We start from the raw sequence: 21,049 nt of genomic DNA on the forward strand, positions 1-21,049 counted from the left end.
ATGGATCGCTTATTGGACATAACAGAATTGGCGGCAATTTTGGGTCTTGCCCCAAAAACGATACGGTGTCGCTCTCCTGAACGGCTGCCTGAAGCAGTGGTATTGCCTGGTGAGCGTCGTCGCCGCTGGCGGGAGAGCGACGTTCGCGCATGGCTGGCCGGTTTACCTGCCCCCGGGCAAGCAGAAATTCGCACTGCAGCTCCGCAGCGTACCAACCGTCCCGGCCCAAAGCGGAGGGGACAATGAAAAGCCCCCTGCCCTATCTGGGTGGCAAAGGCCGGCTGGCCGACAAGATTTTGCCGCTCCTTCCAGCCGCAGATCGGTTCCAGACCTACGTCGAGCCGTTTTGCGGAGGAGCCAGTCTGCTCTTTGCGCGACCGCCGCTGGGGATTGAGGTGATCAATGACCTGAACGGGGACGTGGTGGATTTTTTCACCTCATTGCGTCTGCGCGGGGAAGAGTTGCGAGAGTATCTGCAGAACACTCCCTATGCCCGGTCCATGTATGAGCAATGGTCCGACCCTCGGTATGTCTGTGCCGATGACATCGAGCGGGCAGCACGTACCTTTTTTCTGGCCCGGGCCACCTTCATGGCCAACACGCAACGAGAGGATGACCGCTCCCCGGCAGGATTTGCGGTGGCCAGGTATCTCGATAATCGCGCCAGATCCATGCGTAACAAAGTGGATGAGGAGCTACTCCTCGTCCGGGACCGTCTGCGCAACGTGATCATCGAGCAGGGGGACGCCCTGACCATCATCGATCGCTACGACAGCGAGTACGCCGTGATTTACTGCGATCCACCCTACGTCGCAGAGACGCGCAAAGGTGGTGGCTACGCGCATGAGTACAGTGACGAGGATCATCGCCACCTTCTCGAGCGCCTTCGTGAGAGTCCGGGATATGTAGCCATTTCCGGCTATGCCAATTCGATCTATGCAGAGCTCCTGGAGGAGCATGGCTGGGAGCGTAAGGAGTTTGCCTGGCACTGCAGTACGGTCCGCAATGCCACCGGTAGGGCTGACCCCAAACTGGAAGCGGAGCGAACCGAGTGTTTGTGGCTCAATCCGCGGCTCGTGCTATACCACGAGGAAATGCAATCCCGGCAATCAACTCTGGAATTACTTGCGGTGTAAATGAATATAGAGGTCACCGCCTTTGCAGGATGTAAAGCTATACCACGCAAGCCCGGCTATACCCTTGCAGGCAAGCTGCGCGGGGGATGGCCATGGCGGACCGGGGAACCAACAAAGAGAGGCGTGATCTGCGCCTGGAAGTCGCCAATCGACTGATTGAACGCATGGAACAGGGCACTGCCCCCTGGCAACGACCCTGGGTGGCCGGCGCTGTTCGTTTACCAATCAATGCAGTCACGGGCAAACCCTACTCCGGAGTGAACCGGCAGCAACTCTTGCTGGAGTCTCCAGACCCCTCGGATCCACGCTGGTGTACCTACCGCCAGGCCAAGGAGAAAGGCTGGCAGGTACGTGGCGGATCGCGGGGGGTTGCCGTCGAGAAGTGGCTCGAATATGAACATGAGCGCACCCAGCAGGAACTGGAGGAGCTACGACGCCAGGGCGTAGAAAATCCGGAGCCAACGGAAAAGCGTCTTCGGGCGAAATACTATACCGTCTTCCATGCCTCCCAGATCGACGGCATCCCGCCGCTCGAGCGAGAAGCAGATTTGCCGGGAATTGAGGGCAAACCAGACCAAAAACTGCCAAAGCTGGCAGAAGCCTTGGGTGTGACCTTGGCCTACGGTGGCAGTCGCGCCCTTTACCGTCCCTCGGAAGACCGGGTTCAAATGCCACCGGTCGAGACCTTTGTGAGCGCCACCGGACACGATACCACCCTCCTGCATGAGCTTTCCCACTCTACGGGTCATGAATCACGCCTGAATCGTGATCTTGCCAACAAGTTTGGTAGCCCGAGGTATGCGATCGAGGAGCTGCGGGCAGAAATGTCTGCTGCCATGACGGCGGCAAGCCTCGGTATTGGCTTTGATCCCGAGGCACAGAACGTAGAAGAAGGGCGGGAGACGGAAAACAGCGCAGCCTATCTTGCCAGTTGGCTTGGTGCTCTTCCGGAAAAAGATCGCAAGCAGGCCATCATGGGAGCGATCCGGGATGCCCAGAGGATCTCGGATTATCTCATCGAGCGCACGCCGGAGATCGAACTGGTGGCACCAGGGCAGGCAATGGAACCGGATCCACAGGTGGCGGTGTCCCGTGGCGATTATGTCCGGTTTCAGAAAGATGGACGCGAACTGGAAGGCGTCGTTCTGGATGACGCAAAGCCGGGGGAGCCGACACGTCTACGGTATTTTTACCAGTTCGGCAATGGGCGGTATTCCATGACAGCAGAGGATGAGATTACGCCCACTGTATTGCCTTCCGGGTTCGATGAGCATGTTCCCGGTGCTGTTCAGCCCCTGGAGCTGGTGGATGCAATCGATCCCAACACAAAGGCATACCAATTGACGATGGGCAACGAGGGGGCTCGAAACGATGCGGAAATTGCCATTTTGCGCGCAGTATCTGCGGTCCGCGGGCAGGTAATGGAGCCTGCAATTGCACAGACAATGCCTGAGAAAGCATCTCAACAGGAAAGGGAGGCGGGAATCGTCGATGAGCCTCCGTTGACCCGCGTGCCCAGTGAAGTCGTTCCCTTCCTGGGGGCCAAACAAGGGGAGGTCACGGAATATCTGTTGCGTAATAGCGAGGAGCGTGAGTTCTACTCCGACAAGATGCGGGAGCTGCGCGACATCATCCGCGCCATGCCCGAAACGTACCAGACGGATGGGCTGCCGGATGAGCAACGTCCGGTTTCTCTGCGTTACTTTGGTCCTGGTAACCAGCAGTGGTTCATCATCGAAAAAGACAGTGGTGATCCAGAAAACGCGGACTTTCGTCAGACGCAGGCCTATGGTCTTGCCGACCTTGGCATGGGGTTCCCAGAAATGGGGTACATCAATATCGAGGAGATTACCCGTACCGGGGCGGAGATCGACTATCACTTCGAGCCCACGACGCTGCTAGAGGTAAAGCGTTCTCTTTCGCTGGAACGTGAAGAACAGTCGCTGGCCTTTCAGGATCCACAGCGACCATCTCCCGTCAGTCCAGATGCCGTTCTGGCAGCAAGACTCCCAGAAGGATATCGAATCGAGCTCAATGAACGGAAAGACGGGTTTGTCAGAGGCACGTTCGTCAGTGGACCAGATGGCCGTGCGTCTCGCCTGCCTTTTGCCCTCGATGACGATACGGCTGGTCCGGGCACCCTGCGCAACTATGGCGTGCCGATGGATCAGGACCAGTTGAAATTTGCCATCGTGGAAATCAACAAGGATGCGCGAGGAAAGATTCAGGCAAGCTTGCGTATTCGCACCAGGGAGGTATCGAAAGATCCGCTTGATCCCATGTCTACGGAGCGGGTTCTTGGTCCTTCTCCCCTGCGCATGACAACCGAGCAAAAAATTTCCAGTACGATCGTCGCGCAAGTACGCATCTCGGTGGGTGGAGAGTTTGCGTTGTCTGAGGATGTTACCCTGAGCGCGAGAGCTCTCAAGCCAGCGGAAATCCGCAATGGCGAGTTTTTGCCTTCGGAAACCATGACCGGATATCTGAAAAGTATCGAGCGTGGCGGTCATGTGCTGCGGTTGACCTTGCGCGATGGTACGGAGAAAGCTGTCGTTGCCGAATCGGTGATGGATACTGATGGTCTTATAGGCACAGGATATTCAGAACAAAAATCTCGGCTGGAAGCGTTGTGGCATAGGGAAGTAACCGTCGGTGCAGTACCCAACGGTGAATTGCTGGCTGACGTGTCTCCTGATCGCTTGCAGGAAAATCTCCGTAGCCTTATCGAGGGCAAGGAATTACCTGATCTGGATGCGGGGCTGGAACCCCCGGCTGTTTCTCGCTTGCGGACGTATGCAAGAGTGCTAGACAGCAGCACCCTCGACTATGTGGACTATTCTGGTCCTGATACGGCCCAGCTGATTCAGGAATGGGCGACAGAGGAGCCAGATCGGCTTGCCCGTGATGCCGTTGAGTTGCGGGATCGTTCTTCCGACTATGCAAAGGCCGCAGGTCTTGGCGAATATCAGGTTCGCAACCTTTCCAGAGGGATAGAGTATGCCTTGCGCGATCGCGGAGAGAGCTTGCCACCGCCACTCACCGAGGTGGACCCCAAAGAACAGGCGATTGCAGAGTATGGACGCTTCTATCAGGAGTTGCCAGAAAACGTAGACAAGTTGATCGAGGACTTGGAGAAGCGTTTTTCAGCGCTTCATCCCACGGACCAGGACGGGTTTGCCAAGGCAATGCGTGATACGCAAATCCAGGCGGATGATGTCTTTGGAATCATCCGTGAAGGGCCGGATCGTGGGTCGTCCAACCCGGAACTTGCCCTTGAAAAGGCTGTCCTTGAGTTGGAAAAGCGCTCTGAACTGTTCCATCAGCACTATCCGGTAATCGAAGCGCAGAGCAACCGTTATCGGAATGCAGTAAAGCATGCCCAGGAACAAATGAAGGAACGTCTCAAAGAGCATGGCAGAGAGGTTCTCCGCGATACCAGCAAGCTAATCCGCGAGGAGATCGTTGCGGCCTGCCACTGGAAGCAGGGCAACTTGGCTTTACCAGACAGCGAACACGTCAAGGGTTTCGTTCAGGCGGTAGAGCAAAAAGACTTAAAGAGAATGCTTTCTCTGATCGGCCATAACAGTCAAAACCCAGATTCGCAGGAAGCGTTTTCTCGACTGACAGGTGTTCCGTTGGGTAATACCCATAAAGAGCGTGTTTCCCAACTGGAAGAATGGGCGGGGCCCGAGATTGTCGCGACGTTGAAGAAGAAAGAGGAAGAAAAGGCGCGGGCACGAGCCGAGGAGGCCCCGCGCAAGGCTCTTCGTGTCGCCTTTGATGGTCTGTCCACCCTGCGAGTGAATATGGGCGCGGAGACTGTGGACGGTCAGAAGTTCATCGAGGCCAAGGCGAGGGATGGGTTCACCCAAGTTTCGAGCCGCAAAAAGGGCGCGGTCATCGAACGCCGTCTACGGAACCCGGAGTCGGAACAAGTCACCTGGTTAAGTGACTCGCGTTTTCAGGGTTTTTGCAAGGCGGTGCAGGAGTTGGAGCCGTCTGGAGACCTGGTGAAGGCCATGGAAACGGCAAAGATACCGCTGGAGCTGGCTCCCAAGACGCTGGCCAATGAGCCAGAAAAAAGTCCTGCGGTCATGGATAGATCTGCCGCCGAGCGTCTGGGAGAGGCGCTGGAAACCCTTGCAAGTCACCAATTCACGATCAACAAAGCCGATGGCAGCCACAAGACGGTCAACGCCCGAGCCTATCTCGACCATGGCCTGCAATTGGGCATGACGGAGATCGAGGAGCAGGACGGCAAGCTCATCTGGACGGATCGCGGCGCGCTACGGAAGACCATTACCGATGAACGGCTGGCCAGCACCCTGCGGGCGGCTCTCGCAGTAGACACGAATATCGTGCGGGCAATTCAGTCCGTCGAGCGGCAAAAAGCCGATTTGGAATGGGAGAGATAATCGTATGAACCTTCGACGAATCTCATTTGGAGCAGGGAAGAGTAAAGCAGCCTGCAAACTCTGGATCAGCGGTGATGGCCAGCACTGGGAGGCGGTGAATGACCCGGAGGGGCTTGGCGGATATCGCCTGGCCCTCGATCGGCTGATTCGGGAGCAGTCTCCAGCGCTGGTTCATGTCTATTCCGACGATCCAGAGGACTTCTCGATGCTCCGCAAGGCGCTGTCCTACCTGTCGGAATTCGGCGGAGAGGTGGGAGTAGCCACACAGCTCCCCGAAGAGGAGGTTGCGGCGATTTTTGGCGTGGACATAGCCAGCTACCGCGAAGCTCTTCAGGATCCAGATGCCCCCCTGATCCTGATCGGGGAGGTGTGCCATGCCGCTCGTTGAGGAAGAGAAAAAGATTCTGGCGACGTCGGGCAACCTTGCACTGGTCGAGGATGCCGAGATTGTGCAGCTCGGCTATGAGAATTATGGACTGGAGCCTTTCTACTATCTCGCCAACCGCGGTGGTACCGACCAAAAATTGCAGCAGATCTCGGAGCGCTTCGACAGCCTCGAAGAGGCACAAGAGCAATTCCGCGAGCGCGCTGCGAAGCACGAGAAGGCCCCGTCCCAGGAGGAGCCTGAGCAATCTGGGCGCCTGGCGCCCAAGGTTCTCAAGAAAAAGATATTCCTGCCCATCCGCGAGCAGGAACTTCTCCCGGCTGTGGCGCAGGCGATGGAATACCACGTCGAAGTCGTACCGATCGTTCTCGACGAGGGTACACAGGTTGCCCGAGCCGAGCTCAAACCTGGCGAAAAGCCCATAGCCTATGAGGTGCTTCGGCGGGGAAACGAGCTGGAAGGATTGCATCCGCAGTTCTCGCCCACGCTGGACCGGCTACGCTTTGATGCCCGGCAGGACTCCAATGCCCTGGAAAAGGCATTGCAGAAGGCACAGGAACTGGCGGCGCAAAAACTCACCATGGACGACCTGATTGCAGGCTTCAGCAAGGCAACCCCGGAAAATCAGGAGAAGCTTCTCCACTCTGCTTTCCGCAATGCGCTCGACGGATGGAAAGAGCCTGAGAAAGGGATAGAAGCGCAGCCGCAGGAGAATCCGGAAAAAGAGCCTGCAAAGTCTCTGGATCAGGACCTCACGAAAGACTGGCCCAAGGCCCCTACCCCGCCGAATCCATCCCCGACACAGGAACCCGAGCGGCCCACGTACCAGCGGCAAAAACCGGTACCGCTCCTGGCACAGAAGAATCGGCCCTGGGTACTGGATTATGGAGATCACATCGTCGTCACGCGCCGGGCAATGTTTGGGGTAGGTCGCCGGGCACAGGAGAAGCGCGAACAAGCGGTCGGCTACGCCCTGCAGGCGGCCGTACAACGCTTTGGCCAGCCGATTCATTTCGAGGGCAATCCGGCATTCCTGCGGCAGACGGCAGAGCTTGCGGTAAAGCTCGGCATCGAGCTCGAGCCCGGGAGCAAGCTAGCCGAGCAAATTTATCGGGAGGTGCAGGAACGGGAGCAGCAACTACGAGGAAATATCCTCGGCTTCGCACGAAAAGCACCACAACAGCAGCAAATCCCCCAAGCAATGGATCTTGGTTTGGAACGGTAAAGGAGAATGGTCATGCCCGTACGTATGATGCAACGCAACAATCTGGTCAATGGATTTGTCACTATCAATGATGGCCAGACCAACGAGGCCTTGGCCGAGGCCAAGGCTGAGGTAGGCGACGCCACCTGGAAACAGGGGCACTCACCGGAGACAGAAAAAGTCGTCCGCGCCGCCATGAAGTCTCATGGTGCCCGCTATGAAACAGAACTCACCGGCAAGCTCACAGGTGTAGCGTTGGCCGAGACACATGCCAATGGCTCCACCTTCCAGAAGCTGCGCGTTACCCTGGAAAAAGAGGACGACAAGCTGATCCTGAGCGCCGACCTGGACAGTGAATTCGCCCAGCGTCTCCTTGCCAAGCTCGACCGGGCCTCGCAAGAGCATGCCGGCCAGGTCGTCACCATCGGCGGGTTTGCAGAGACCGTAGAGCGAGATGGCAAAAGCTTCACCAATCATGTCGCCACGATGAAGGATGCCGAAGGCAAGGAGATTCCTGCGGTACCGGGCCATTTCGAAAAGGCGCAGGAACAGGTTGCCGCCAAGCAGGAACCCCTGAAACAGGCCGGCATGGGGGACAACAAGAAAATTCTGAACGAGGTCGCGGCGACGACGCGGGAAGCCTATTTCGCAACCGTCGTACAGGAGATCGGAGAACGGCTGAAAGAGAAAGGGATTGCCCCCACCCAGGTCCTCCCTCGCCTCGAGGCACACCAGAAAGACCCACAAGGTACCTGGCGGAGCGTTGGGCTCTATGTAGACCAAAATGGAAAGGCTCGGGGCGTGCTGGTCGTAGAGAACAAGGAGCAGGGACTGAAAGAGCGACACAGCGTGGAATTTGCGGAACGCACGTCGAAGTCGGGCATTCCCATGCTCTCGACGTCAGTCACCCGCGAGGACGGGAGCAAGCTCTACGTCAACATCCTACCCAACGAGAACCGCACAACGGGGGAGAAATTCGTTTCTGCGGCCTTTGGGGAGCGCAACCCCGAGGGAACCTTCCGGCAGATCGAGGGGCAAGGCGGAGGCCTCAAGCCCAATGAAGCCATGCTGCAGCTGGGTGACAAGGACCGGACAGTGCAGCTGGTCCGGGACAAGCTTGGCGTAGACGTCCTGGCAAAAAGCCGCGAGCAATCCCAAGGATTGGAACGATGAAACACGGCGAGGCGCTGGAACACTGGGTCACTGCCGATCTGGAGAGAAGTCGGGAGGAGAACCGCCGGGCGAAGCTCAAAAAGCTCCTGGCGGAGATCCACCAGCACCCAGACAGCCGATCACTTCCTGCGGGCTCCTCGCAGCGGCTGCTGGTAGAGTCGCACGAGCGAAAAGTAATGCAGTCCGCCATGGATCTGGGCTATGAGCCCCCGGAGCAGGTCCTCAAAGAGCTTGGCCTACATTTGGGGGTGGAGCTGGGGTTGGGGCTCTAGGTCACCCCGCCTTGAGCAGAAAATCGACGTGCACTGCATCATACGGGAACAAGAATCCTTTTGCATTGCGCTCGACGATTCCGGCATTCAACAAGGCATGCACGTCTCCATGGACAGATTTCACGTCGCGATCTACTCTACGAGCAATTTCTCTCAAGGCGATTGGCCCTGCATTGGTCATCGCCCGCAAAATGGTCCACCGACTCGGGGTAAGGACGCTCCAGAGCAACTCTGGCGTATCAAAACTGATACGAGGTTCCGTGGGCACCAAATCTTCCATGGTTTCGGCGGCCTCCGCCAAAACACTGCGCAGGGGGCATACATCAATCGTCAATGTGCTCATCATTCCATCTCGCTATCTCTTCAAAGAAATCCGCCAGTAATTGTCGAGGGCTGGAAAACCTATAGGGTTTCTCGGTTCCCGAAACATGCAGATGATCGCCTTTGCCTGCCTCGTTATCGAAGCGCAGAACACAATTACCGTTCACTACGTATGCGAGGCGATATTTGAACAAGTGCATACTTCCTGAAACGGCCTCCGGAACATGCCAGACGACTATTTCCGCAAAGCTCGACTCAGACAAAACGACGCGCCGCACCACCAACTTTCGGGCTTTCATGAGTGGAAGCTATCATGATGCCTACCTGTTGGCAAATTAACCAACACTTGACTCGTTTCACCTTCAGGTGAAGTTACCCGAAGAGGGGGAGGCGCTACCGATCCCCACTACCCTTGGCTATACCAGAACAGCCACTCTCGCGAGGTTCTGGTATGCGACTTCCTAAACTTTCCACCTTGCTCATGATCACCCTGGCTGCGGTCATGCTGCTCATATCTTCGGTGTTTGCCATCGGCAGATTGGAGCACTGGTCGCTCAATGAAACGACCTGCATGCCCATAGGCTTCTACCAACGCGGGCCGGCACCGAAGAACCTCCGCGATGGCGACAGGATATTCCTGTGTCCTCCGGTTCACGAGAGACTTACCCTGCCCTTCATTGGGCCAACATGGCTGTTACGCAGCGCACAAACTGGAATCAATCCGGCAATGCGCGAGGCAATTACCGGGCGCTGGCTCGACTTCACCCCGCAGGGAAAATGGTCCTGTCCAGACCATCTCATGCCCTTTGCCAAGATCGTCGCAGCCACCGCTGGCCAGACGGTGGAAATTACCCGCGCAGGTGTGGTTGCCAACGGCAAGCTTCTCCCCAACAGCCGGATCGTGACCCATGTGGACGGCATCCCTGTTGTGCATTTGCCCATTGGATTCCACATGGTCATCCCGAGAGACTATTTCTGGGACTATGCTCCCGGAGACTTTGCCTTCACCAGTGCCTATTACGGCCCTGTCCCAGTCAAAAACATCCTTGGCAGCTTGCGCCCCGCCCTGGTCATCCCTGGCAGCCAGTACTGGTACACCCCGACAACCGAAAAGCAATGAGGAAACCACCCATGATACTCACGACACTTGCCCAGCAGTGCGCCCCCATGGTGGCGCCACAGACCATGGCTGCCATCGTTCGGGTGGAGTCTGGCGGTGATCCCCTCGCGATGTGGAACAACACCACACGTCAACGCATCCTGCCACGGAGCCTGACAGCCGCTCGAGCCTACCTGAAGCGGGCCATCGATCTCGGACAAAAGGTCGATGTCGGTCTTGCACAGGTGGATACCGAGAACTTTGCCGCCTTTGGGCTTACCCCACAAAATGCTTTTCAGGCCTGCACAAACCTGCATGCGGGCGGCGAGATTCTCCAGGCGGATTATCAGAAAGCGGTGTTACGCTACGGCCCGGGGCAATATGCCCTCTATCATGCCTTCGAGGCCTACAATTCGGGCCACCTCTGGGGGGATGCGCACTACGCAAACGCCGTACTGCGCTCGGCTGGGATTCCCGTTTTGGTCACTGCAGGATCCTTGGCCTATCGGCCGCGCGCCTCCGCACCGCTTGTCTTCTCGGTCAGTTGGACAAAACACAGCCTACCCCAGAAGAGATCCAATCCGACCGGATCAGCGGCTTATGATTTTCGCTGGTGATTTTACGCCGCTCCTTTGGCAAGTCCCTGCACGGACTGCTTGAACGCTTCCCGATCGATTCGTTTCTGACTTGCCCGCCATCCATCCTCGCCACCAGATGCGGCAATCATCTCTGGAGGCAAACCATTGGCGGCCAGTCGGTGCAATTGAGCCAACCGATCCAGTGCAATTTGCGCGTCCTGCGCGTCTGGGTCTGCCAGAGCGTCGCCCCCTTCTGCCTCGGCATTTTCGGCCTCCAGGGCGTCCAATGAGGATTGGGGCTGCTCAGGTGCTGTGTCTGCAGGCAACACCGGCGGTGTTGTTTCGGTGGCGTCGGTGAAATCAGCATCCTCAAGCGCACTTGGTTGATCTGGTGCCTTGGCTTTCAACACGCCGGTATGCCCCAACGTCCTGGAGTAATCCTTCTCTTTACGAAGGGGCTCAAAGCTTGCCGGCGGATCGATCTTTGCCCGCTCGAGAAACACTGGGTTCTTGAAGTACAAGATCTGTCGGCCATAGATGGGGGAAAAGCCTGTCACCATGACGATTATGTCACCGGCTTGCACGATATCCGAGCCGCGCTTGACCGGCCCGCGCAGACGCAGAACCTCATCAGGAGTGAGCAGTGGCCGTGGATGGTACGAGAGAGATCGACTCTGGCCTTTCGGGGAAGGCATGATCGATCCCTCCAGGCTCTGGGTGGTATTTTCCATGGCCACCGTCTTGTTGCCAAGATTTTTGGAAAGCCACTCTGCTGTCGTCACGTCGTTTGGCGCATAGAAGTACCGCACATGGCAGTTTTCGATGATGACCGAGCCACCGGCCTTTCCGTACCCATGTGCCTCGTCCTCGAGCTGGGACTTGCTTTGGGCGATCAGCGCGAGCTTGACGTTGTAGCCAGCAAAGAACGCGATGGCGTCCTGAAAGATATCCATCTTGCCCAGACTCGGAAACTCGTCGAGGAGGAGCAGGAGGGGATGCCTGCCTTTGCAGACCATGCGCCCGTTCTCCTGCACCAGACGATCTTCACTGGTAAACTTCGAGGCGATGAGGTTCAGCACGAGGCGGATCAGTGGCTTCAGGCGATTCTTGTCCTCGGGAGAAGTTACCAGATACAGCGAGACGGGATTCTTTGCGTCCTGCAGGTCTTTGATCCGGAAATCCGAGTAGGCCGTCCACTTGGCCACGATCGGGTCTCGATAGAGGCTCAGAAAACTCATCATGGTGGAGATCACGCCGGACTTCTCATTCGGCGCTTTGTTCAGCATCTCCTTGGCGGATTGGGCGATGACCGGATGCACCTTGGCGGTTTCTGGTGTCAGCTTGTATTGCTCGATCCACTTCTGGGTGAACTTCCCGTTCGGGTTATGCTCTGTATCGATCATTTTCTGGAAGGCCTGATCGACGTTTTGCAGGTTCGGGTCGTTCAAAAAGGCAGCAACCCCGCGCAGGGTCTTGTCTTCCTCTGCATAGAGCACATGCAAGATGACGCAGGTCAGCAGCGCGAAGCCGGTCTTTTGCCAGTGGTCATTGAGTCCCTTGCCGTCCGGATCGACGATCATGGTGGCAATGTTCATGACGTCCTTGACCTCGAAGGCCGTGCCTACGCGCACTTCGTCGAGTGGATTGAAGTGGCAGCACTGGTCTTCGGAGCCGAGGTCGCCATTGTTGGCCTCGAAATTGTCGTCTGGGTCGGCATCCATGCCAAAGCCCGGATTGAATTTCAGGATGGTTTGGCCGATGGACTGCCGCCACCCGGCGCTCAGCAGATAGTTTTCACCCTTGATATCATTGGTGACCACACTTTCCTGCCACCCTCCAAGCAGCGTAGGCAACACAAAGCCCACGCCTTTGCCGGAGCGCGTTGGCGCAAAAACGATGATGTGCTCTGCACCAGAATGCTGCAGGTAGAGGGTGTTTCCTTTCTTGTCGACGACACCCCCCACATAACAGACGCGCTTGCTGTCCTGACGCCCCTTGGGCAGCAGCCCCATGCGGCGGATTTCCTTTTCGGTGGCCCAATGGGCGGAGCCATGCAGGTCGGTCTTGTATAGGCTTCGCTGTAGCCGCCCAATGCGGGCAAACTGCCAGCCAGCCATGAGCAGGGTGGGTAGTGCCGCAATCCCCCCCGCCAGTTCTACCGTGCGTTGCATCATCGGATAGTGCCAGTAGGTCACAGCCATTTTGCCAAGCTCCCAGGGGGAATAGACCGGCAGCCCAAAGAGCGGCTTGGCAAGGTAATCGGGAAAGAAGTTTGGGGCATAGGCGCCAATCTCCCAATGCACTCCCAGACTCGCGCCCAGGTAAGCGGAAGCAACGGCCGTCATTACCGTGGCGGCCATGGCGAGCGCCGGGGCGTTACGGATCTGTTGCTGCTTGCGGTAATCGAGAATACTCTGCTCAGGCTGATGCACTCGTAGGGCCATGAAGTTTATCCTCCGAGAAAAGGGTCTCTTTCGGTATACCCGACGTCGCGCCCGATCGGCAGTAGACGGGTTCACGGCACCGGCGCTGCAACGATCTGGCGCTATACCTCGGCAAGTTCATCTTCGCCGAGAAACGCCATGTATCGTCGCGTCATCTTTTCCCTGTTGCTCTCTGCCGCCTGCGGGGCATCCTGGATGCTGCCCATCCACTGGGTCGGCCCCCTGCTCTCTCTGGTCTTTGCACTACTGATACTGTTTCAGCGCCGAGGCCTCGACCGCTACGGGGTAGCATTGGCCTACTATGCTGCCGGTTCCCAGGGTCTGCTCCGCGGGGTGGCAGTCTTTTTTGGCGCGCATGCGCCGTGGTGGGAGGGCGCTTTTCTGTGGCTGGGGTCGGCGACCTTACTGTCCCTGGGCTGGTTCTTTGCCAATCGTCCCTGGAAGGTCGCTCTGGTCCTACTATTCGACGCACTGGTCCCGCCCCTCTCCCTCTTCGACTGGCTATCTCCCCTTTCGGCTGCCGGACTGTTCTACCCCGGGTTGGGCATGGCCGGCATCCTGCTTTTCCTTCTCTTGATAGCAGGACTCTCCAGAAAACCACGGCTGGAAGCGCCCTTCTCTCTCCGGTTATTTCTGACAGATGCGGCTCTGTTTCTTGCCTTGGTAGCCAACATAGGAGCATGGATGTTCCCTTCGACGAGTAGTCCGAGGCTCCATGGTCTCCACCATTGGGTAGGAGTTTCCTTGCACGTAGGGCCGGCAGTACCCAATGTGCTGACCAATCAGGCTCGGCATAATGCGATTCTTCGCCAGACCCTGGCGCAATCCAAAGGGGCGAAGGTCGTTCTGCTCCCGGAGACCCTGGAAACTGCCTGGGCAGGGAATCTTTGGGCTATCCGGCAGGCCATCCCCAAAGGGCAGACTTGGCTCATGGGCATGTCGGTACCACGGCAGGTCGGCATCCTGACCGATTCGATCGTGGAGTTACGGCGTAACCGAAAGCCTACCGACCTTTTCAATTCCACGTTTCCGGTACCCGTATCCATGTGGCATCCCTGGTCAAGGGGGACGGGCTACGTGGATAGCCAGAACGTGGACTATGAGGCTGCTTGGTGGACACCTGCCAGGAAAATTGCAGGCATGAAGGTCTGGGCCAATATCTGCTACGACCAGCTGCTACCATTCGTCTGGATCGAGGGCGCGTTACAGAGCCCGCAAGTCGTATTGCTTACCAATAACGAATGGTGGGCGCAGGGAACAGGCATCCCGCAGATTCAACGAAACACGGCATGGGTGTGGGGAAAGCTCCTGGGGGCGCCGGAGATTGAGGCGGAGAATAATTGACAGCCATACGCAAAAGTGGTTGGAATTATGCTCCGTTCGGCTTCACATCCGGAAGTTCAAGAAGTAAGCAATGATCAAGATAGAGTAACTACCGTCTGCTGCCTGCAACTCTGGATCAGAGCAGGGTGAAGGACACGAGCCAGCATAAAGCTAAACCCGACCTGAACCAAACGGTTCTACGCTCTCCAACGGCGGTTCCAGACCAGAAGAGGCCGTTCGTCACCGATGGTCAGGTGGCAGCTTCCGACCCTCTCCGGGCATTCGTGCATCGGCAACCCGCTGTCGGCTCCTGAATCTACAGGAGAGAGGATGTCTTCAATACATAATGCGAATATTTTGCACGTCTAACGACAACTTAGTCGCTCGACCATCATCGATGTTGGCGCCCAAAGCCATAGAAATGCGCCTCAGTCAGCCGAATCCAGCCCCATGGATCATCTTAAAGTGGGTGAAGCCAGAGTTAGGCTGATGCCGGCGTTTGCAAAAAAATCCCATCGGTTATGAGCCTGTCGACATGCGATTGTGCGTTCGAGACGAACCGCGAATCTTGGATCAAAGCACCTAACTCAAGGTTTCTACTAAAAGCATCATCTGTAAGGTTTGCGCTGGACACCAACGCCACACCGTCGACGATTGCCAATTTGGCGTGCAGTCTTCCTGGCTTTCCTCTCTGGTTGCGGTCGCGCTTGCTCGTGGGCCAGTGAAATATCTCAACCGATTCGATCAGCCCGCTGGGGAATGCTTTCATTGCATCGAAAGATAGCTGCCCTTCAGATGTTCCCGTGAACTCAAGCACCAGCCTAATTTTGACACCCCTTTGAACTGCCTTAAGAAGTTCCCCTGAGAGTCGTTCAATCCTCGTCGCAGCGAAGGTCACCAACAAAATTTCTCGTCTGGCTTGAGCAATCAGGTCATAGAGCGCCTGATCAATTCGTCGAGCAGTAATTGAGCCTGCTGGTGGTGGGCCAGACCAAAGGAATTCAGTGCGATGTTCCGCTTCGGAACATCGCTGACTGGCATGGGTAGCCTGAAGCGCCCAGCTCAAAGCCTCCCAAGACAGCTGGCCGGTCGACAGCCGTATGGCTTCCCTTGCCAGAGAGGACAGCCCAGGGTTGTTCGTCTCTGGCAATTGATCAAACGCAAACTCAGCAGTCGCGGTCGCCGGGAGACTGCGAAGCGCCTCAATCGCCGATGTCAGCCACACATCCGGCCCCTTGCGTATCAGACTATCCAGCGCGGAAATCAGATCGTCGGGCATGGCGGTTAATCGAAGAATGCCGCACCACGTGCGGAGAAGGTATTCACCAATGTTGAACGATCCAGATACCGGTTGCCGCGCTCACACGAGGTTTCCGGTACGAACTGGCACGCGTGACAACAGGCACCATGAATCCCTCGCCCAAGAGGGTCCGGTTGATGCTCCGAGCAGAGTGGATCGGATGCACAAATGCGCATACTTTCCAGCGCCTGTTGCATATGACGCCCCAATGTCATCGGGTCACCAAGCTCAACAAGGCCACCAAGCGTTCCTTCGCTGTCGGGTGCCGCGGTGTAAAGCAGGATGCCCGCCATGGGGCCACCGTCCTCACCGGGCTGACGTGAGTAGAGGCGTTCTCGCACGCTTGCTGCGGTGTAACCGCAGTCCAGAACGATCTGGCGCATCAACGCATGAGCCAGCGAATGCAGGAGCACCAGCCGGATCCCGGGGAACCCTACTTCAGACGGTTCAAGATTGCGTAACTTGCGCCAGGCTTTATGTGCGCCCAGAAATTCCTGCTGGAGCTGCTGTACTTCTGGCTTGTCCTGCCAAGCCAGCAACTGCTCTTCGCGGATGCGCAGGAATATGCCTTCACCGCGGACTTCCGAGGCGGGCAGCCACGTCGGGCTTTCGCGGCTGATCTTGGTCAGCCGCCCATCTCTCAGGAGTGTAGCCTCAGTAAAGTCAGCATTTGACTCGATGCGGGTGAAACCCAGCAATGCGCGCACCTCACGAACACGCTCGACCAACACGGTATCTTCGAAGAGGGCCTCGAATCCCTTTGGCGGTTCAACTCGTTTCAGCTTGAAGTCACGGTTGGCACTGGCAGACTCCGGATTTGAGAACACCTCCCACTCCGGTAGCTTGAGGTCTTCGGCGGGCATTCTGCCCTGCTCACCACCGGCCTTTTTGGACTCGATGACGGCCCAGATTTCCTCGTTAGAAAACTCGGAAAATAGCGGGATTAGTGACTGAAATTTGTGTTGTTTTTTGCGTAGAAGGCGCAACTCATCAATGTCATCCGTATCCTTTAATTCGGCCCATTGCTCCTCGACCATCTTGCTCAACTTGTCCATTGCTCGCGGAATCGACAGTGCCGACAAGACAGTGGGGAACCAGCTATTCGATGCGCCTAACAGGATGGTTTTGGCAGGCTCTTGACAGTTGCCTTCAATAAGACGGAGATGCGGATGGTGGCCATGACACCTGAAGGCCGAATCCGGATCAAAGGCATCCGCCATACGCCGTTCGGTGCCGCAGGTATGACACTTCACCACGATGTCCGACGCATCGCCAGACGCGCCAAACTCACGAAGGGTCAATGTGGCGGATTTGCAGGAAACATTGCCTTTGTGCACGAATTCCAGCCACGGGAAGTCGGTCAAATGACCTTCTCGGCAGGCAAGAAGGAAACGCACCGAGATCGCTGAGGGTGATCTACCGCCCCGGGCTTTCAGACAGCCCTGATGGACATATTCCGTCCTGTCGGGACGGTACATGTCCTGATGCAACTTAAAGACGCCGGATTCGACTGTCGCCAAGATATCGCACAGAGAGCAACGCATCCAGCGAGGAAACGGCACCACCGGTACGCCAATTGCCGGCGCTGCCGGGTCCTTATCCATGCCGTCGAGCTTGATCGGTGGCAGGTAAAGCTTGGCTGTTTGTGTCCCAAAGCGCTTCTGCACCGCGGCGACCAGACGGTCTTCCTCAACCTCCTTGCAGTAACGGGTGTCCCAGTCATCCAGGCCCATTACCAAGACTGACATGTTGGGCAGATCAACCAGCGAGCCTATGCCGAAGGTAAAAATCAGTTGGCTGGGGCGGAGTTCGCCAAGTTCATTCATTGTTTGTCCCTCAGTTGACGCGCAGGCCAGTTGGCCTCTGATCGAGCACCAGGTCTACCGTGCCCTCCACATCGCGCAGCGAGTTCAGACAGGTGAACATCTCCCAGTCGTTTTCGCCGGCCTGTTCCAACAACCCAACCGTCGCTCCGCCCTCAGGCTTGTAGCTGAGCCGGTGATCCCTCTGGTTGTGCACACGGGCTAGCCACTCGTCACGGCGGCGATTCAGCATGTCCGTAATACGCGCAGCCACTGCCGGATCGTGGGTGGCGTTCTCCCCCCGCTTGGCGAGCAGATCAAACACCTCGCCCCATATCGGATCAATATCAGTGACTTCGCCGGCCTTCAGGTTCGCATTCAGGTGCTCATCCCAGAGCCGCATCAGGCCGACCAACACACCCGACAGGCCGCGATCGAGTGCCCGGACCGAGAACGGCGTCACCGACAGCGCTTCAACGTGTTTATAGAAGGTCTCGTGGTAGTGCTCAAAGCGTTCGTAATGGGACAAGTCCCGCGGACGCGCCCAGTTGAATACCGTCGTGACCAGACCGGGGCCGTCACTGGAGCGTCCAACGCGGCTGGTGGCCTGGATGTACTCGGAGGTGTTCTTGGGCTGGCCGGCGACCAGCATCAAACCCAGACGGTCAATATCAACGCCGACCGAGATCATGTTGGTGGCCAGGATCACGTCGTAAGGCACCGATGAGGTCTGGGGCTGGTTTGCCTTGCGCTCCGCGGCCCGCTGGGCTTCCAGCGACTTGTCGAAGGTTGCCTCTAGCCGTTCGAGGATCTTGGGGATATCCGTGCCTGACTTGCGCGAGGTCAGCTCTTCTACGGCACCCATGCGCACACGGCGCTTGGCCATGCCGCGCTGATCGGCATCGCGCAGACGGGCACGGATGTCGTCTTCCACCAGGCGTCGCGTACCCGCCAGCTCGCGGATCGAGTTGAAGTAGCCAGTCACCGTCATCCAGGGATCGGCCAGGCGGTCGTATTTCTCGTAGAGCGTCTGGGCCGCTGACATGTGGGCGACATAGCTGCGGATCATGGCAAACGGGTAGCGTCGACCGAACGCCGTAATGCCGAGATAGCGCCGCCCCGGATACTGCGGCCCGGTCTGACGCTGGATGGCGAAGAAGCTGTCGCGGATGCTCGTGCCCTGGGGCGGGAACACCCCCAGCTTGCGTACGAAGAGTTTCTGCACCTGGTCGGGGGCTCGGCGGATCGTCGCGGTGGAGGCCACCACCTTGGGCCGCACCTTCTTGCCATCGACCTCCCAAGAACACAACTCATCAACCGCAGACTCATAAAGCCCCACCATCGAACCGAGTGGCCCGCTGATAAGGTGCAGTTCATCCTGGATGATCAGGTCAGGCGGACGTAGGAACCCGTGCGGACGATTTTTCACCGAAGGCAAGCCATTGCGGGAAGGATGCGATTGCCCATCCTCCACTTCTGGTGACAGAAAACCGTGCCGATCACAAACCTCCGTCACCTTACCAAACAGCATCTGTGTTTTGCCGTTCCAGGGCATCTGCGCGAACTTGTCTACGGTGGCGATCAACAGTGACGGTGGGCGACGGTAGATTTCCTCATCCACCACCATCACCGGCAAGCCTTCGCGGTAGTCCGGCTTAGTCTTGTCCGCGGGCGCTTTCGCTTCCGAGAACTCGCAGCGGCCCAGGTCGTCGCCGCAGTAGGTAATGCAGCGCCCGATGTCGCTGGGGGCTTCATAGACCTTGAGGTGCTTTTCCTTGATCTCGCTGCCGCACCAGGGGCAGGAAGTGATCTGATGCGGCGTGCCGCTCGATGAAGGCTTGCCGCCCACATTGCGTTGGCGCAGCGCATTGGCTGCCGCGGCCAGGGTGCCGGGGGTTGTCTTGTTGCCGACCCATAAACCCAGACGGAATGGTGTCTCGCCCCACTTGGCCACATCGGCACGGCGGATGGTCTCGCAGGCGCACATCAAGGCTGCGGCACGCTGGAACTGCTGCAAGGTAAGCAGGCGCAAGGTGTAGCGCATCAGTACGGCAACGCCATGATCGCCGCGGCGGCCTTCAACCACGCCCTGGAGGCGTCGCAAGGCCACCGTATAGGCGGTCAGGCCCAGGTAGGCTTCGGTCTTGCCGCCGCCGGTGGCAAACCACAGCAAGTCGGCCACGGCATCGGTTTCGTGGCTGCGGTCGGGGTGATGCAGGTCGGTGAGGCTGGGCAGGTTGAGCAACACGAAGGCCATCTGGAACAGACGCCAGCTGCGGTTCTTCACTTCGTCCACGGTGGCCACGCCGTCCTCGATCTTCAGCTCCTTCTTGCGCACCTTGCGCGCAAAGGTGGAGTGAATCCGCTGCTGCCACATCGCCCGGTTGGCAAAGCGGAAGGCTTCCTCGGCCAACGCATCCTTCTCGATGAGGTCGATGCCCGCCTTAATGCGCTGGAGCGCCCGTGCGCAGCGATCCACCGCCCGCTTGGCGGCTTCTTCGTGCCCGGCCAGCTTTTCGGTGGGCAGGCTCAGCTTGGCCGCCTCCATCTTGATCCAGACCCGGTAGGCGGTCTCGATGTGGCGCAGGCTGGTAATCAGGCCGGACTTCGGCAGTTCGGCCAGTTCCTGCATATCCATCACCACGCCATCGAGATTCTCGTCGTCGGCAACGGAGCGTGGGGTCTGCTGCGGCACCTCGAATTGCGGCACCCATTCGGTCTCCACCTTGGAGGCATGCTCGGTCAAGGGTTCCGGCAGCGTGGCGTGTATCGAGATGCCGTGACCGACAGCGAACTCGCGATTGTGGCGATAAAGCATCTCCAGGGTTTCCGATTCCTCGCGGGTCAGCGGATCCATCTTCGAGAGGTCGGCCTTGGCATTCTTGCGCTGCACGAAGATGGGCAGATTATCGTGGCCATGCACCCGCAGCTTGGGCTGGAATATCCAGACCTCGTCCTTCGGCTCGCCGCGGCGGGTGCGTTCTGGCTGCTGATTGACCATGAACAGCGTCACTATCCAGCCATCGGGAGTCTGACGCATGCGGCCCTGCAACTGCACCAGTGGGTGATCCTTGTGCAGCTCGGTGGGGTTGATGACGCCATCTTTTAGCGCGAGGATCAGGCTTGGTGCCACCACCGGATGCCGTTGCCAGACGTTGGCCTCGTTGCCGTCCTTTTTTTTCTGCACTGCGCTCTTGGTCCGCAGGTATTGCCCCCACTCGGCCTCAACGACGATCTCCTCGGCCTCCGGACTCACGACGAAGCTCAGTCCCATCGACGATGGGAAATAGGTGCTGCCCGCGGGAACACCGGATTCCGATGCGCCTTCCTCGCCGTCGTCGCCATCGCCCGCGGCCAGTTCGTCCAGCTCGCCGCCGTCCACCTCGCTCCCTTTGGGGGCCAGCATGCCTACCAGATAACGGTTGTAGGCATGGTCCTCGTATTGGCTCAGCTCCTCATCCGGGCCACCTGCCGGGCCAAGTAGGTCACGGATGATCATATCAGTGAGTTCGTCGCGGATGTCGCTGGGCGTTTTGTTCGCCAACGCAGGCGGATTGGGAGTCGCAGTGGTTGGGGTTGTGGTCATACGTTACTCCG

Annotated in this window: 16 protein-coding genes; 10 read left to right on the forward strand and 6 right to left on the reverse strand. The window is 57.9% G+C overall.

The window, feature by feature from the left end; all coding sequences use genetic code 11:
- The 7 genes from MQE22_RS13890 to MQE22_RS08795 all read left to right on the forward strand — a co-directional run bounded on the left by MQE22_RS13890 (position 1) and on the right by MQE22_RS08795 (position 8,585).
- The gene (locus MQE22_RS13890) at positions 1–246 is read left to right on the forward strand and encodes a helix-turn-helix transcriptional regulator (RefSeq protein WP_483190450.1); all 246 of its coding nucleotides are present in this window, start codon (positions 1–3) and stop codon (positions 244–246) included.
- Positions 243–1,136, forward strand: coding sequence for a DNA adenine methylase (locus MQE22_RS08770; RefSeq protein ID WP_255789632.1), 894 nt, complete (start codon positions 243–245; stop codon positions 1,134–1,136). Before MQE22_RS13890 ends, MQE22_RS08770 begins: the two co-directional genes overlap by 4 nt.
- A gap of 92 nt (positions 1,137–1,228) precedes the next feature.
- On the forward strand, positions 1,229–5,551 hold the full coding sequence (locus MQE22_RS08775; RefSeq protein ID WP_255789633.1) for a zincin-like metallopeptidase domain-containing protein: 4,323 nt from the start codon (positions 1,229–1,231) through the stop codon (positions 5,549–5,551).
- Between the two features lie 4 nt (positions 5,552–5,555).
- Positions 5,556–5,939: a hypothetical protein gene (locus MQE22_RS08780; RefSeq protein WP_255789634.1), complete on the forward strand. Its 384-nt coding sequence runs from the start codon at positions 5,556–5,558 to the stop codon at positions 5,937–5,939.
- On the forward strand, positions 5,926–7,161 hold the full coding sequence (locus MQE22_RS08785; RefSeq protein WP_255789635.1) for an LPD7 domain-containing protein: 1,236 nt from the start codon (positions 5,926–5,928) through the stop codon (positions 7,159–7,161). The genes MQE22_RS08780 and MQE22_RS08785 overlap by 14 nt, the downstream gene beginning before the upstream one ends.
- Before the next feature lie 12 nt (positions 7,162–7,173).
- Complete coding sequence (locus tag MQE22_RS08790) at positions 7,174–8,313, forward strand: hypothetical protein (protein ID WP_255789636.1); 1,140 nt, start codon at positions 7,174–7,176, stop codon at positions 8,311–8,313.
- Positions 8,310–8,585 (forward strand): hypothetical protein, encoded by a 276-nt coding sequence (locus MQE22_RS08795; RefSeq protein WP_255789637.1) that lies wholly within the window; start codon positions 8,310–8,312, stop codon positions 8,583–8,585. Before MQE22_RS08790 ends, MQE22_RS08795 begins: the two co-directional genes overlap by 4 nt.
- A 1-nt stretch (position 8,586) precedes the next feature.
- On the opposite strand, the gene MQE22_RS08800 is transcribed toward MQE22_RS08795, so the two are convergent.
- Together MQE22_RS08800 and MQE22_RS08805 are read right to left on the reverse strand one after the other, a co-directional pair.
- Positions 8,587–8,931 carry an HVO_A0114 family putative DNA-binding protein gene (locus MQE22_RS08800; protein ID WP_255789638.1) on the reverse strand — a complete coding sequence of 115 codons (345 nt, stop codon included), beginning with the start codon at positions 8,929–8,931 and terminating at the stop codon, positions 8,587–8,589.
- Entirely contained in the window at positions 8,909–9,205 is a 297-nt protein-coding gene (locus MQE22_RS08805; protein ID WP_255789639.1) for a toxin-antitoxin system TumE family protein, read from the reverse strand. The genes MQE22_RS08800 and MQE22_RS08805 overlap by 23 nt, the downstream gene beginning before the upstream one ends.
- Before the next feature lie 152 nt (positions 9,206–9,357).
- On the opposite strand from MQE22_RS08805, the gene MQE22_RS08810 reads away from it, so the two are divergent.
- Positions 9,358–10,026: a S24/S26 family peptidase gene (locus tag MQE22_RS08810; RefSeq protein ID WP_255789641.1), complete on the forward strand. Its 669-nt coding sequence runs from the start codon at positions 9,358–9,360 to the stop codon at positions 10,024–10,026.
- A gap of 11 nt (positions 10,027–10,037) precedes the next feature.
- Positions 10,038–10,622: a lytic transglycosylase domain-containing protein gene (locus tag MQE22_RS08815; RefSeq protein ID WP_255789642.1), complete on the forward strand. Its 585-nt coding sequence runs from the start codon at positions 10,038–10,040 to the stop codon at positions 10,620–10,622.
- 2 nt (positions 10,623–10,624) lie between these two features.
- On the opposite strand, the gene MQE22_RS08820 is transcribed toward MQE22_RS08815, so the two are convergent.
- Positions 10,625–13,027, reverse strand: a complete 2,403-nt coding sequence (locus MQE22_RS08820; RefSeq protein ID WP_255789643.1) for a type IV secretory system conjugative DNA transfer family protein — start codon at positions 13,025–13,027, stop codon at positions 10,625–10,627.
- A 138-nt stretch (positions 13,028–13,165) separates the two neighbouring features.
- Between MQE22_RS08820 and MQE22_RS08825 the strand changes: the two genes are divergently transcribed.
- Positions 13,166–14,371 (forward strand): carbon-nitrogen hydrolase family protein, encoded by a 1,206-nt coding sequence (locus tag MQE22_RS08825; RefSeq protein WP_255789645.1) that lies wholly within the window; start codon positions 13,166–13,168, stop codon positions 14,369–14,371.
- A gap of 460 nt (positions 14,372–14,831) precedes the next feature.
- On the opposite strand, the gene drmC is transcribed toward MQE22_RS08825, so the two are convergent.
- From drmC to drmA, 3 genes are read right to left on the reverse strand one after another with little or no spacing between them, the layout of a single operon-like run.
- Positions 14,832–15,629, reverse strand: coding sequence for a DISARM system phospholipase D-like protein DrmC (gene drmC, locus MQE22_RS08830; protein ID WP_255789647.1), 798 nt, complete (start codon positions 15,627–15,629; stop codon positions 14,832–14,834).
- A 5-nt stretch (positions 15,630–15,634) separates the two neighbouring features.
- Positions 15,635–17,476, reverse strand: coding sequence for a DUF1998 domain-containing protein (gene drmB / locus MQE22_RS08835; protein ID WP_255789649.1), 1,842 nt, complete (start codon positions 17,474–17,476; stop codon positions 15,635–15,637).
- A 10-nt stretch (positions 17,477–17,486) separates the two neighbouring features.
- Positions 17,487–21,038, reverse strand: coding sequence for a DISARM system helicase DrmA (gene drmA / locus MQE22_RS08840; RefSeq protein ID WP_255789650.1), 3,552 nt, complete (start codon positions 21,036–21,038; stop codon positions 17,487–17,489).
- Positions 21,039–21,049 lie beyond the last annotated feature (11 nt).

The sequence above is a fragment of the Acidithiobacillus sp. YTS05 genome (assembly GCF_024396695.1).
GTDB lineage: Bacteria > Pseudomonadota > Gammaproteobacteria > Acidithiobacillales > Acidithiobacillaceae > Igneacidithiobacillus > Igneacidithiobacillus copahuensis.

Excerpts from the sequence above, each read along its gene's own strand:
- MQE22_RS08795 (WP_255789637.1), top strand. The coding sequence starts at position 8,310 with ATGAAACACGGCGAGGCGCTGGAACACTGGGTCACTGCCGATCTGGAG.
- MQE22_RS08800 (WP_255789638.1), bottom strand. The coding sequence starts at position 8,931 with ATGATGAGCACATTGACGATTGATGTATGCCCCCTGCGCAGTGTTTTG.
- drmB (WP_255789649.1), bottom strand. The coding sequence starts at position 17,476 with ATGAATGAACTTGGCGAACTCCGCCCCAGCCAACTGATTTTTACCTTC.
- MQE22_RS08775 (WP_255789633.1), top strand. The coding sequence starts at position 1,229 with ATGGCGGACCGGGGAACCAACAAAGAGAGGCGTGATCTGCGCCTGGAA.
- MQE22_RS08770 (WP_255789632.1), top strand. The coding sequence starts at position 243 with ATGAAAAGCCCCCTGCCCTATCTGGGTGGCAAAGGCCGGCTGGCCGAC.
- drmC (WP_255789647.1), bottom strand. The coding sequence starts at position 15,629 with ATGCCCGACGATCTGATTTCCGCGCTGGATAGTCTGATACGCAAGGGG.
- MQE22_RS08780 (WP_255789634.1), top strand. The coding sequence starts at position 5,556 with ATGAACCTTCGACGAATCTCATTTGGAGCAGGGAAGAGTAAAGCAGCC.
- MQE22_RS08790 (WP_255789636.1), top strand. The coding sequence starts at position 7,174 with ATGCCCGTACGTATGATGCAACGCAACAATCTGGTCAATGGATTTGTC.
- MQE22_RS08785 (WP_255789635.1), top strand. The coding sequence starts at position 5,926 with ATGCCGCTCGTTGAGGAAGAGAAAAAGATTCTGGCGACGTCGGGCAAC.
- MQE22_RS08805 (WP_255789639.1), bottom strand. The coding sequence starts at position 9,205 with ATGAAAGCCCGAAAGTTGGTGGTGCGGCGCGTCGTTTTGTCTGAGTCG.
- MQE22_RS08825 (WP_255789645.1), top strand. The coding sequence starts at position 13,166 with ATGTATCGTCGCGTCATCTTTTCCCTGTTGCTCTCTGCCGCCTGCGGG.
- MQE22_RS08810 (WP_255789641.1), top strand. The coding sequence starts at position 9,358 with ATGCGACTTCCTAAACTTTCCACCTTGCTCATGATCACCCTGGCTGCG.
- MQE22_RS08820 (WP_255789643.1), bottom strand. The coding sequence starts at position 13,027 with ATGGCCCTACGAGTGCATCAGCCTGAGCAGAGTATTCTCGATTACCGC.
- MQE22_RS08815 (WP_255789642.1), top strand. The coding sequence starts at position 10,038 with ATGATACTCACGACACTTGCCCAGCAGTGCGCCCCCATGGTGGCGCCA.
- drmA (WP_255789650.1), bottom strand. The coding sequence starts at position 21,038 with ATGACCACAACCCCAACCACTGCGACTCCCAATCCGCCTGCGTTGGCG.
- MQE22_RS13890 (WP_483190450.1), top strand. The coding sequence starts at position 1 with ATGGATCGCTTATTGGACATAACAGAATTGGCGGCAATTTTGGGTCTT.